Genomic DNA, 12092 nt, shown 5'->3' on the forward strand with positions numbered 1-12092 from the left:
GTCGGGGCCGTGAGCCGGGCCACCCCGGGCCCCGGCTCAGCGACCGGGACCGTCGGGCCCCGCCCCGGCGCCACCGGGGCCGTCGTTCGAGCCGTCGTTCCAGCGCGGGTCGGTGCGCCACTCCTCGTTCCGATCCCGGGCGGTGCGCAGGGCCCGCTCGGCCCCGGCCCGGTCGGGGTACGGACCGAGGCGATCCCTCGCCGGGCAGTCCGGCCCCTCCTCCACCGACTCGTGGCGCAGGCAGTAGTACCACTCACCCGGCTTGCCGGAGGTGTCGCGGCGGAAGATCGAGAACAGACCCATGCCGTCATTCTGCCCCCGGCGGGCGGAACGACGCCGCTTACACTCGGGGGCATGTCTGCGCAGTCGCTTCTGGTTCCCGGTACCCTCTCCCCCGACCGTTCGGTCCCCGTCACGATCCCGCGTCCGGAGTACGTCGGCAAGTCCGCGCCGACGCCCTACACCGGCCCCGAGGTGCAGGACGAGGAGACCATCGAGCGGATGCGGGTGGCGGGCCGTCTCGCCGCCCGGGCGCTGGTGGAGACCGCCTCGCACATCGCGCCCGGCGTGACCACCGATCGGTTGGACGCGGTGGCCCACGAGTTCCTGTGCGACCACGGCGCCTACCCCTCCACCCTGGGGTACCGGAACTTCCCCAAGTCGCTGTGCACCTCGGTGAACGAGGTCATCTGCCACGGCATCCCGGACTCCACGGTGATGCGCGAGGGCGACATCGTGAACCTGGACATCACCGCCTACCTCGGCGGGGTGCACGGGGACAACAACGCCACGTACTTCGTGGGCGGTGAGGAGGCGGTGGACGAGGAGTCCCGCCTGCTGGTGGAGCGCACCCGCGAGTCGCTGAACCGGGCGATCAAGGCGGTGCGCCCGGGGCGCCGGATCAACATCATCGGCCGGGTCATCGAGTCCTACGCCAAGCGTTTCGGCTACGGCGTGGTGCGGGACTTCACCGGCCACGGCATCTCGACCTCGTTCCACTCGGGGTTGATCGTCCCGCACTACGACGACCCGAGCGCCGACACCGTGATGCGACCCGGCATGACCTTCACCATCGAGCCGATGCTGACCCTGGGCACCCATGAGTGGGACATGTGGGAGGACGGCTGGACGGTGGTGACCCGGGACCGGAAGCGGACCGCGCAGTTCGAGCACACCCTGGTGGTGACCGACGACGGGGCGGAGATCCTGACCCTCCCCTGATCCGGCGCGCCGGACCGGCGTGTCGGCGTGCCCCGTGCCGGGCGCCCCCGTACCGCCCCGCCCCGCTTCTTCCCGACAGGACGTCGGGAACTTGACTTAGGTAAGCCTAAGTAGCGAGGATGGGATTCCACCGGGCGTGCCCGTCGCGCCCTCCGCCCCATTCCGGAGGCCCCCGTGACCGCTGTGACCGCCGCGACCCCGTTCTCCACCCTGATCCGCGAGGCCTCGCACGAGCAGCACACCGAGGCGGAGAACTCCACCTTCATGGGGGACATGCTCGGAGGCCGGCTCGGCGTGGACGCCTACACCCGGTACACCGAGCAATTGTGGTTCGTCTACGCGGCGCTGGAGCGGCACACGGAGCGGCTGGCGGCCGACCCGGTCGCCGGTCCCTTCCTCCGTCCGGAGCTGTCCCGCCGGGAGGCCCTGGGCCGCGACCTGGACCACCTGCACGGCGGCACGGAGTGGCGCGAGGGGATCCGCCCGCTGCCGGCCACCGAGGCGTACGCGGCACGGATCGACGAGGTGGCCCGGCAGTGGCCGGGCGGCTACGTCGCCCACCACTACACCCGCTACCTCGGCGACCTGTCGGGCGGTCAGATCATCCGGGGCACCGCGGAGAAGACCTGGGGCTTCGCCCGCAAGGGCGACGGCGTACGGTTCTACGTCTTCGAGGACATCGGCAACCCGGCCGCCTTCAAGCGGGAGTACCGGGCGAGCCTGGACGCCGTGCCGGCGGACGACGCCGAGAAGTCGCGGATCGTCGGGGAGTGCAAGCGGGCCTTCTCCCTGAACACCGCCGTCTTCCGGGAGTTGGGCACGGCCTTCGCCCACTGAACCGGACGGAGCCGGCCGGCTCGGCCGCCCTTCCGGAAACGTGTGCCGCCGGCCCCCGCGACATCCTGTCGCGGGGGCCGGTGGCGTTGGTCACGGGAGGACTCGGGCGGAGAGACGCGGGCACCGTCCCGACCTCCGAACCCGTCCACTGCCGGATGCGGGGCGCCGTACCCCTGATCCGACTCCGTCGGGGTCGGGAGCGGGCTCGGGGCCGCCGATGGAACCGTTCCCGGCTCCGCGCGGGGCTCCGGTGGTCTCAGCGGCTGATCGCGTACGTCCTGAAGGCGGCCCGGGTCTCCGGACCGGCGATGCCATCGATGGGGCCGTCGTAGCCGTACGCCCTCAGCAGACGCTGGAGTGCCGAAATCGTGCCACCACCGACGATCCCGTCGATCGGCCCGGTGTAGCCGGTGAGCCTGAGGCTGCGCTGCATCGCCTTCCAACTGTTGGTACCCAGCTGTCCGTCGATCGCGCCGGTGTAGCCGTGCAGGTCACGCAGGTACAGCTGCACCCTCTTGGCCTGCGCGACGGTCAGGCCGAGGTTGACCACCGAGAGGGGGGCGACGGAGTCCGCGCTCACGGCCGGCGGAGCACTCGGCGGCGGCGCCGCCACGGCCGAGCCGGCCGTCGCCAGACCACCGGCGGCGATCGCCAGAGCCATACCGGCTCCGACCGTCATCCTCGTCATGTTGCGCATTCGCGTTCCCCTTCATCGGGTCGAACCGACCGGGGCGGCCGGCTCGACAACGAGACTGCCGACGGGGACGCGGGGACGCCGGCGTTCCCACCAGAATGACCCACCCATGGGAACCGCCCCCTCCCCACCTGCTGAAACGTCGTGCCTCCCGGGCGGCGGCGGGACGGGCGGGGACGCCGGGATCGGCTGCCCGGGTGCCGGTCGTGGTGTCGGTCGCCCGAGGAGGACGCCGCCGGACGCGATCGGCCACGGAAGCAGGCCCGGGTCCGGAACCGGTGGACCGGGGTCTGAGCCGGTGCGATGACCCTCGCGGCCGGAGGCCCGGCGATCCGCTCGGCCGGAAGGAGCGGACGACGAGGGGCGGTGTCCGTCCGGCCTGTCGGAGCCGGGCGGACACCGCCCCTCTGGTCACGCGCGGGGCCCCATGGCCCCGCGACCCTCAGATCGCCAGACCGCCGGTCTCCCCGCCGCCGGAGGCTGCGACGGAGCGTCGACGCACGGCCCACAGGGCCACCGCGCCGCCGGCCGCGAGGGTCACCGCGCCACCGATCAGCGCCGAGGTCGGCAGGTCGGTACCGGTCGAGGCCAGGGCCCCGCCGCCGAGCGCGCCGCCCACGGCACCGCTGGTGACGCCACCCGTCCCGGCGCCGCCCACGGCACCGGTGCCGCCGGTGTTCCCGGTACCCCCGGAGGAGGCGCCGGGGATGGGACCGGGCAGCTCGACGTCATCGGCCAGGGCGAGGGCCACGCTGACCGGGTCGAGGTCGTCGCCGGCCGAGTAGAAGCCGCCGAAGGCCTCGGCGCCGTCGGCCGTCAGGACGGCCGGGAGGTTCTCCAGCACCACGAGGTCGTCCTCGACGGTGAGCGCGGAGGCGGGAACGGTCAGGTTCGCCACGGTGACGCCGGCGCTCTCGGTGACCTCGCCGCTCGCCCGGTCCTTGGAGGAGACGTCGGCGATCAGCTCACCGGAGGTGCCGTTGAGTTCGACCGCGAGGGAGGAGAACTTCAGCTCCAGCTCGTACTCGCCGTCGGCCTTCTCATGGCCCAGGAAGGACACGGTGCCCCGGAAGCCGGCGGAGACGGTCTCCTCCTCGGCGTCGAGGTCACCGCCACCGTCGGGGAATCGGTAACCACCGTCGGGGTTCTCGGTGGCGCCGTCGGCCAGGTGGACCCGGCCGGAGGCTATCGGGCCCTTGACGTACGAGCGGAAGGACTGCTTGACGCCCCAGTCCAGGACACCGTCCTCGATGGTGCCGGAGGGAACCTCGTCACCACCGCCGGAGCCGTCGGTGTCACCGCCGGCGTTGGCGGAGCCGTCGCCGTTGGACCCCTCGGAACCGTTCCCGTTGGAGTTCCCGTCGCTCGACCCCCCGGAGCCGTTGCCGTTGCCGGTGTCGCCCGAGCCGTTGGAGCCGCCGTTGCCCGTGTCCCCGGACCCGTCCGAGCCACCGTTACCCGTGTCGCCCGTGTCGCCCGTGTCGCCCGTGTCGCCGGTGTCGCCCGAGCCGTCCGAGCCGCCGTTGCCCGTGTCCCCGGACCCGTCCGAGCCACCGTTGTCACCCGAACCACCGTTGCCCGAACCACCGTTGCCCGAACCACCGTTGCCGCCGCCGGGGGAGGCGGTGGAGACGGTCAGCGTGACCGGGTCGAGCGCGTCACCGACGGCGTAGAAGGGGTTGCCGTTGTACGCGAAGACGGCGGCGCCCTCCTCGGTCAGAGTGGCCGCGATGTCCGCGAAGACCATCGCTCCGGCCTGCGATCCCCGGTTGGCGGTGCTCATGTCCAGCTCGGCGATCGGCACGTCCTGCGAGGTCTCGCCGTTGGCGGTGACATCGGCGAGAACGCTGCCGCCGACGCGGTCGGAGACGAACCGGAGGTCGGAGAACTCCAGGTCCAGGTCACCGTGGTGGCCGGTGAAGTGCACGCTGCCGTCGAAGGCGGTGTTCACCCCGTGGGTGCCCATGTCGTAGGTGCCGGCGCCGTCCACGAAGCGGAAGGTGCCGTCGGCGTTGCGCTCGGCCCCGCCCGCGACCGTGATCGAGCCGCCGACGAAGGGCAGCCCGATGTAGTTGCGGAAGGACTGCTTGATCCCCCAGTCGAGGGTGCCGTTCTCCAGCCCGATGAAGGCGGGCCTGCCGTTGCCGTCGTCGGCGACGGCAACGGGAACGGTGAGGGCGGTCGCCGAGAGGACGGTCGCGGTGGCGGCGGCCAGGAGCAGCGCGCCCCGGCGGACGGTGCGGACCGGGTGGGCGGTCATGGTCGGGTGTTCTCCTTGGGTACCGGGGTGGGTCGGTCGGAGTGTGGGGGTGGGGTTCCGTCCGGGGTCACCGGGCGGGGGTGTCCGGCACGGGTTCACCGGCCGGGCTTCCCGGGTCCTCACGGTCGGCCGGAGGGGCGTCGAGGGCTTCGGTGTCGTCGCCGGCGGCGGCGGCACCGGCCCCGTCCGTCCCGCCGGTCCCGACGGGGTCGGACCCGGTGGGGTCCCCGTCGTTCGCGGCGCCGGTGGGGTCCGCGGCGCGGCGCCGACGGCGCCACAGCGGGATCCCGGCCGCGGGAAGCGACAGCAGGAGCGCCGCCCCGACGAGGAGGGGGATGGTGGGGAGGCCGGAGTCCGTGTCGCTCGCGGCGGGTTCGGGCTCCGGGGCGGGGGTCGGCTCCGGTTCGGCGACCGGTTTCCCGGCGGCCGGCTCGGCACCGAGGTCCGGGAGGGCGGGAAGTTCGGCCTCCTCGGTGAGGGCGAGGGCGACCGTGATCGGATCCATCTCCGTCTCCGGCGCGTAGAGGCCGCCGAAGACCTCCGCCCCCTCCTCGGTGAGGACGGTGGGAACCTCGGAGAACAGCGCCAGATCGTCCTCGACGACGAGTTCGGGGACCTCGAAGGTGACGACGGGCAGGGTTCGCGCTTCCCCGCCGTCGGTGACCACGTCCGCGATCAGGGTTCCGGTGCCGTCGGCGATCTCGACGGCGACCTCTTCCAGCCGCAGGTCCAGCCCGGTACCGGTGAAGTGCAGGGCTCCGGTGAACTCCGCGCGGGCGGTGCCCGCCTCGGCGTCGAGTTCTCCCCGGCCGTCGGGGAAGCGGAAGAGCGCGCCGCCGTCGAGGGCGCCGTCCTCCAGGTTCCAGGTGCCGTCGGCGATGGGGCCGGTGACGAACTCCCGGAAGGTGCGCCGCACACCCCAGTCCACGATCGCGTCGTGGAGTTCGGCCCCGCCGGCGTCCTCTCCGTCCTCCTCCGAGGCGTCCTCGTCGCGATCGTCGCCCTTCTCCTCGCGGGCGTCCTCCGGCTCCGGTTCGGCCACCGGAGGGGCGGGCTCGGGGGCGGCGGGGGCAAGGCTGTCGGCGGTGAGGCTGACCGGGTCGAGTGGGTCACCGGCGGCGTAGTAGCCGGCGAAGGCCCTGGCTCCCTCGGCCGTGAGCGTGGCCGGGACGTTGGTGAGGACGATCTGCGAGCCACCGCGCAGGTCCACCCCGCCGAGGGCGAGGGAGGCGAGCGCGACCCGGCTGCTCTGCGTGACCTGTCCGCTGTCGCGGTCCCGGCTGCGCACGTCGGCGTAGAGGGTGCCGGAACCGCCGGACAGTGAGACCGAGGGGTTGCTGATCGTCAGTTCCAGTTGGTACGCGCCGCTCTCCTCGCGATGGCCGACGAAGTGGACACCACCCGCGTAGTGCGCCCGGACCGCTCCGGTGTCGGGGTCGTAGGTGCCCTGCGCCGAGTGGAAACGGAATTGTCCGGAACCGATCGTCCCGGCCCCACCCGACAGGATCCAACTCCCCTGCGCCACGGGGCCGGTGATGTAGGTGAGGAAGGAGGAGCGGATGCCCCAGTCGAGTCGCCCACCGGAGAGGGTGCGTTCGGCCGCGTGGGCGGGGGAGGCGGGGACGAGCGCCAACGGAAGGGCGATCGCCACCATCAGGAGCGCGAGGACCGCCGCGGGCAGTGCGGCGACGGAAGTCACCACGGAACGGGCGGATCTGGGCAGCACGGGACATACCTCCGGGGAACCGGGCCGACCGAATCCGGCCGACCAAGGTTAGGCTAACCTAAGCCATGAGTGCTGTTGTGCGGAACCCGGTACGGAAGGCGGAATCCCAGGTGTGGACACGGCCAGGACTGCGAGCGAAATCCGGTGCCCTGATCGCCGTTCTGCTCGGCGCGAGCCTGTTGGTGGGATGTGCCCCGGGGTCCGCCGACATCGGGAACGGTGACGCGGGGACGACCCCGGCCGCCGTCGAATCGGCTCCCGACCGGGTCGAGCCGCTGGAGGGTCCCACCCCCGCGCCGGAGTTGCCGGTGACGGTGACCTCCGCCGACGGCGCCGAGGTCACCGTCACCGCCGCCGACCGGATCGTGCCGCTCAGCGGTTCGCTGGCCGAGATCGTGTGGACCCTGGGCCTGGGCGACCGCGTGGTGGCCCGGGACGTCTCGGCCACCTTCGAACAGGCCGCCGACCTCCCCCTGGTGACCCGGGGCCACGAGGTCTCCACCGAGAGCGTGTTGTCCCTGCACCCCGACGTGGTGCTGGTGGAGGACACCACCGGTCCCGAGGAGGCGATCGACCGCATCCGCGCGGCCGGTGTCCCGCTGCTGGTCTTCGAGACCGCCGACGAACTCGCCGACGTGACCGAACGGATCGAGGCGGTGGCCGGGGCCCTGGGTGTCCCGGAGGCGGGTGACGCACTGGTCGGGCGCACCACCGAACGGATCGGGGCGGTGCGCGCGGAATTGCCCGATGTCCCGGAGGCCGAGCGTCCCCGGGTGGCCTTCCTCTACCTGCGCGGCTCCGCCTCGGTGTACCTCATCGGCGGCGCGGAGTCCGGGGCCGGCTCCCTGATCGAGGCCGCCGGCGCCGTGGACGCGGGCGCCGAGGCGGGACTGGAGAAGGACTTCACCCCCATCACCAGCGAGGCCCTGGCCGCCGCCGCCCCCGATGTGATCCTGGTGATGACCAAGGGACTGACCTCGGTGGGCGGCGTGGACGGACTGTTGGAGATCCCCGGCATCGCCGAGACGCCCGCCGGGATGAACCGTCGGGTGGCGAACATCGACGACGGCGTGCTGTTGAACTACGGGCCGCGCACCGACGAGGTGTTGGCGAGCCTGGCCGAGCAGATCCACGGCGCCGCGAAGGAGGGGGCGTGACGACGGCCCGGGGGGTCGTCGGCACCGCCGGCCCCCCGACCGACCGCCCCGTACCGGACCCCGCCCCGCACGAGGCCCCGGGGTCCACACCGGGCACCGATCCGGGCACCGATCCCGGGATCGACGCCCTGGCGGCGGCGGACCACCCCGACGCGGGAACCCCGCCTCCGGCGAAGGCCCTCGGCCCGACCGGGCCGAGGGCCCCGGCCCGCCCCGTCCGGGGGCGGCGTCCGTACGGCACCACCGCGCTGCTGACCTCGGGCCTGACCGCCGGGGTGCTGCTGCTCTCGCTGCTCTCCGCCGGCATCGGCGCCTACCACATACCGGTCGGCGACGTCCTCTCCTCCACCGCGCACCACCTCGGTGTCGGCGGCGCGCCCCTGGATCGGGTGCCCGAGAGCGTCCTGTGGAACATCCGGTTGCCCCGGATCGTGCTGGCGCTGCTGGTCGGCGCCTCCCTGGGCTGCGCCGGCGCCCTGATGCAGGGCGTGTTCGGCAACCCGCTGGCGGAGCCGGGCGTGATCGGCATCTCCTCCGGGGCCGCCGTGGGGGCGGTGGCCTCGATCGCCTTCGGGCTGACCGTGCTGGGGAGTTGGACGGTCACCGCGGGGGCGTTCGTCGCCGGACTGGCGACGGTGCTGGTGGTGTACGCGCTCTCCCGTTCGGGCGGACGCACCGAGGTGGTGACCCTGATCCTCACCGGGATCGCGGTGAACGCCTTCGCCGGTGCCCTGATCGGCCTGAGCATCTTCTTCGCCGACAACGCGCAGATCTCCGAGATCACCTTCTGGCAGCTGGGTTCGTTGGCGCAGGCCACCTGGCCCAAGGTGCTCGCGGTCCTGCCGTGCGCCGCCCTCGGCCTGCTGGTCGCCCCCGTGTACGCCCGCCGGCTGGACCTGCTCTCGCTCGGCGAGCGGCCGGCCCGCCACCTGGGAGTGGACGTGGAGCGGATGCGGATCGCGCTGATCGTGGTGGTGGCGCTGTTGACGGCGGCGGCGGTCGCCGTCGCGGGCATCATCACCTTCGTCGGACTGGTGGTGCCGCACCTGCTGCGAATGGTCGCCGGACCGGGCCACCGCTTCCTGATCCCCGGCAGCGCCCTGGCCGGGGCCCTGGTACTGCTCGCCGCCGACCTGGCGGCGCGCACGATCGCCGCCCCGGCGGAGATGCCGTTGGGGGTGCTGACGGCGCTGATCGGCAGCCCGTTCTTCTTCTGGCTGCTGCGCCGGACCCGACGTCGACAGGGGGGATGGGCGTGAGTGCCGCGGGGATCCGGTCGCTTCTCCGCGCGGGGGGACGCGACGGGTGGTGGGAACGTCGCCGGGGGGCGGTGCGCGACGCGCTGTTTCCGGCCGCCGTCGAGCCGCCGGCCCGGCCCTCACCCGGCGATGTCCTCGCCGAGGCCCGGTCGGTGGGGATGCGTCGCGGCGGCCGGCCGGTGCTGGTCGACGCCTCGCTGCGGGTCGTCGCCGGCGAGGTGCTGGTCCTCATCGGCCCCAACGGCGCGGGCAAGTCGACGCTGCTGTCCGTACTGGCCGCCGACACCCTCCCCGACGCCGGGGAGGTGCTCCTGGACGGTCGCCCCGTGACCGGATGGCGCCCCCGGGAGTTGGCGCTGCGCCGCTCGGTGCTGCCCCAGGCGGCGGCGCTCTCCTTCCCGTTCCCGGTCGTCGAGGTGGTGCGGATGGGCCGCGCCCCCCGGGCGGGGACACCGGCCGAGGAGCGGGACGACGCGGTGGTCGCGGCGGCCATGGCCGCCGCGGAGGTGTCCGCGTTCGCCGGGCGGTCCTTCGCGGAACTGTCCGGCGGCGAGCGGGCCAGGGTGGCCCTGGCCCGGGTGCTGGCGCAACGCGCCCCGCTGATGCTGCTGGACGAGCCGACCGCCGCGCTCGACCTGCGCCACCAGGAGTTGGTGCTGCGGCTGTGCCGGCAACGGGCGGCGGCCGGGGAGGCGGTGGTGGTGGTCCTGCACGACCTGGCGCTGGCGGCCGCGTACGCGGATCGGGTGGTGGTCCTGCACGACGGGCGGATCGCCGCCGACGGGCCGCCGGCGGAGGTGTTGACGGAGGAGCTGATCGGTCGGGTCTACCGGCATCCGGTGGACGTGCTGCGCCATCCGGACACCGACGTGCCGCTCATCGTCCCGGTCCGTTCCGGGCGCCGGCCGGGGTAAGGGGCCGGGAAAGGCCGGGAAGGGGGATGTCCCGGCGGGCTCCGTACGCACCGACCGGATATCGATCCGGTTGGCCCGAAAGGGAGTCGATTTTTGGAATACCGCCTTCCGGACCACCCATCGGTGACGTGATCCGGGTCACTTCCGCCGGGCCGGGGGTCGGTACCGGCCATGTCCCGGGACTCTCTCCCGTCACACCCGTCCGGCCCTCGTCCCCCGACCTCCCCCGGTGACCTGGATGTTCCCCGACCGGCGCCGAAAGGGAGCGGAGGGAGCGGTTCCGATGGTTGCGGAATGAAAGTGGCCAACCCCGCCCGACCCCTCGGGAAAGTTTCAACAAACCGCAGCCGAACACAAGTTGGATCCCCTACTCTCATCATTCGAGTACCCGCGGAGCGGCATGGGGAGATGTCGGTTCGTGCGGGGAGACGACAGGGGTTCCTGACGGTTTCCGGGGGGTTTCATGCAGCACGTCGGTATGTCCGGCACCACTCGCACGACCCGCGCCACCCGTGCCGCACGCGCGGTGCGGCACGGGGATCCCGGCATCGGCCGTCCGCCGATACCGGGACCGCCCGACGGCGCCGGCGCCAAGGGACGCGGCTACGCCCCCCTCGCGGTGGCGAGCGACGCCCTGGGCGTACTCGTTCCGGTCGCCGGTGTGTACCACCTGACCGATCAGGGACGCCCCGTGCTCTCGGCGGTGGTCGCCTGTTCCGCCTGGCTGGTGATCCGCGCCGGTCATCTGCGCTACGTCCGGCGGGTGATCGGCGAGTCCCGCGGGCTGCTGGCCGCCGCGCACGACTGGGCGCTGCTGGTGGGTGTGCTGGCACTGCTGCGGGTGTTGACCGGGGAGAACTCGGCGATCGGGGCGGCGCTGGCCGCGCTGCTGCCCGCGCTGCTGCTGTCCGCCCTCACCGGCGCCCTGATCCACCACCGGCTCGCCGCCCGCCGCCGGGCGGCGGAGGCGGTTCGCCGGGTGTTGGTGGTGGGCGAGGCGGATCCGGTCGCCGGCGTCACCGCCCGGCTCGCGGCCCGCACCGATCACCCCTACGTGGTGGTCGGGACGGTGCCGGTGGGAGCCGGCGAACCGGCGGACGGGGTCCCGGTGACCGGGCGCCTGACCTCCGGGCCGGTGCCCGAACGTCCCTCCGCCCCGGAGGGTGACCCGGACGACGGGGTCGTGACGGGCGCCGCCCGGCGCTGTGGCGCCGATCTGGTCCTCGTGGTCCCCGGCAGCCGGTTGACCGGTGACCGTCTGCGTCGGCTCTCCTGGCAGGTGCAGGACGCCGGACTGCCCCTGATGATCTCCTCCGGGTTGGGCGATGTCCCGCCGCGACGGGTACGGGTCTCCACCGCCGCCGGGTTGCAGCTGATCCAAGTCGTCGCACCCACCCGCGGCGGCCCCCAACTGCTGGTCAAGCACCTGGTGGACCGGGTCGGCGCGGCCCTGGGCCTGGTCCTGCTGGCTCCGCTGTTCGCGGTGATCGCCCTGCTCGTGCGGCTGGACTCGCGCGGCCCGGTGCTCTTCCGCCAGCTTCGGATCGGCCGGCGGGGCGTGCCCTTCGTGATGTGGAAGTTCCGCAGCATGGTGCCGGACGCCGACCGTCTGCGCGGCACCCTGGAGGAGGTCAACGAGCAGAGCGGCCCGCTGTTCAAGATGCGGCGCGACCCCCGGGTGACCCGGGTCGGTCGACTGCTGCGCCGCAGCTCCCTGGACGAACTGCCGCAACTGTGGAACGTGCTGCGCGGCGAGATGTCGCTGGTCGGGCCGCGTCCTCCCCTGCCCGAGGAGGTCGCCCGTTACGGCCCGGTGGAGCACCGCCGACTGGACGTGCGCCCCGGCCTGACCGGCCCGTGGCAGGTGGAGGGACGTTCGGAGCTCTCCTGGGAGGAGAGCCTGGCCCTGGATCTGTCCTACACCGACAACTGGTCGCTGACCGGGGACCTGGACGTGCTGGCCCGTACCGCCCGGGCGGTGGCGGGGGGCCGGGGGGCCTACTAGCGGGCGGGGAGTCGGGGAC

The 12092-nt window shown here is 73.3% G+C and carries 10 protein-coding genes; 6 read left to right on the forward strand and 4 right to left on the reverse strand.

What is annotated here, in order from left to right; all coding sequences use genetic code 11:
* Nucleotides 1-36: 36 nt before the first annotated feature.
* A complete protein-coding gene (locus LZF96_RS14380) occupies nt 37-303 on the reverse strand; it encodes a hypothetical protein (RefSeq protein WP_233871351.1) in 267 nt (88 codons plus the stop codon).
* 51 nt (nt 304-354) lie between these two features.
* Between LZF96_RS14380 and map the strand changes: the two genes are divergently transcribed.
* Both map and LZF96_RS14390 read left to right on the forward strand, forming a co-directional pair.
* Complete coding sequence (gene map, locus LZF96_RS14385; RefSeq protein ID WP_233871354.1) at nt 355-1221, forward strand: type I methionyl aminopeptidase; 867 nt, start codon at nt 355-357, stop codon at nt 1219-1221.
* A gap of 174 nt (nt 1222-1395) precedes the next feature.
* Complete coding sequence (locus LZF96_RS14390; RefSeq protein WP_233871357.1) at nt 1396-2058, forward strand: heme oxygenase (biliverdin-producing); 663 nt, start codon at nt 1396-1398, stop codon at nt 2056-2058.
* A 256-nt stretch (nt 2059-2314) separates the two neighbouring features.
* Here the strand turns inward: LZF96_RS14390 and LZF96_RS14395 are convergent, their stop codons facing one another.
* The 3 genes from LZF96_RS14395 to LZF96_RS14405 all read right to left on the reverse strand — a co-directional run bounded on the left by LZF96_RS14395 (nt 2315) and on the right by LZF96_RS14405 (nt 6738).
* Nucleotides 2315-2755 (reverse strand): peptidoglycan-binding protein, encoded by a 441-nt coding sequence (locus tag LZF96_RS14395; protein WP_233871360.1) that lies wholly within the window; start codon nt 2753-2755, stop codon nt 2315-2317.
* A gap of 439 nt (nt 2756-3194) precedes the next feature.
* Complete coding sequence (locus LZF96_RS14400) at nt 3195-5012, reverse strand: HtaA domain-containing protein (protein WP_233871363.1); 1818 nt, start codon at nt 5010-5012, stop codon at nt 3195-3197.
* 67 nt (nt 5013-5079) lie between these two features.
* A complete protein-coding gene (locus tag LZF96_RS14405; RefSeq protein ID WP_233871366.1) occupies nt 5080-6738 on the reverse strand; it encodes an HtaA domain-containing protein in 1659 nt (552 codons plus the stop codon).
* A gap of 65 nt (nt 6739-6803) precedes the next feature.
* Here LZF96_RS14405 and LZF96_RS14410 point away from each other — a divergent pair, with 65 nt between their 5' ends.
* The 4 genes from LZF96_RS14410 to LZF96_RS14425 all read left to right on the forward strand — a co-directional run bounded on the left by LZF96_RS14410 (nt 6804) and on the right by LZF96_RS14425 (nt 12073).
* Nucleotides 6804-7895 (forward strand): hemin ABC transporter substrate-binding protein, encoded by a 1092-nt coding sequence (locus tag LZF96_RS14410; RefSeq protein WP_233871369.1) that lies wholly within the window; start codon nt 6804-6806, stop codon nt 7893-7895.
* A complete protein-coding gene (locus LZF96_RS14415) occupies nt 7892-9154 on the forward strand; it encodes an iron ABC transporter permease (RefSeq protein ID WP_233871372.1) in 1263 nt (420 codons plus the stop codon). The genes LZF96_RS14410 and LZF96_RS14415 overlap by 4 nt, the downstream gene beginning before the upstream one ends.
* 71 nt (nt 9155-9225) lie before the next feature.
* Nucleotides 9226-10068 carry a heme ABC transporter ATP-binding protein gene (locus LZF96_RS14420; RefSeq protein WP_374203233.1) on the forward strand — a complete coding sequence of 281 codons (843 nt, stop codon included), beginning with the start codon at nt 9226-9228 and terminating at the stop codon, nt 10066-10068.
* 478 nt (nt 10069-10546) lie between these two features.
* Complete coding sequence (locus tag LZF96_RS14425; RefSeq protein WP_233871375.1) at nt 10547-12073, forward strand: sugar transferase; 1527 nt, start codon at nt 10547-10549, stop codon at nt 12071-12073.
* Nucleotides 12074-12092 lie beyond the last annotated feature (19 nt).

It is taken from the genome of Streptomyces sp. ST2-7A (genome assembly GCF_021390475.1).
In the GTDB taxonomy this organism is placed as follows: Bacteria; Actinomycetota; Actinomycetes; order Streptomycetales; family Streptomycetaceae; genus Streptomyces.

Coding starts and splice junctions, on each gene's coding strand:
- map (WP_233871354.1), top strand. CDS start 355: ATGTCTGCGCAGTCGCTTCTGGTTCCCGGTACCCTCTCCCCCGACCGT.
- LZF96_RS14395 (WP_233871360.1), bottom strand. CDS start 2,755: ATGCGCAACATGACGAGGATGACGGTCGGAGCCGGTATGGCTCTGGCG.
- LZF96_RS14425 (WP_233871375.1), top strand. CDS start 10,547: ATGTCCGGCACCACTCGCACGACCCGCGCCACCCGTGCCGCACGCGCG.
- LZF96_RS14400 (WP_233871363.1), bottom strand. CDS start 5,012: ATGACCGCCCACCCGGTCCGCACCGTCCGCCGGGGCGCGCTGCTCCTG.
- LZF96_RS14410 (WP_233871369.1), top strand. CDS start 6,804: ATGAGTGCTGTTGTGCGGAACCCGGTACGGAAGGCGGAATCCCAGGTG.
- LZF96_RS14380 (WP_233871351.1), bottom strand. CDS start 303: ATGGGTCTGTTCTCGATCTTCCGCCGCGACACCTCCGGCAAGCCGGGT.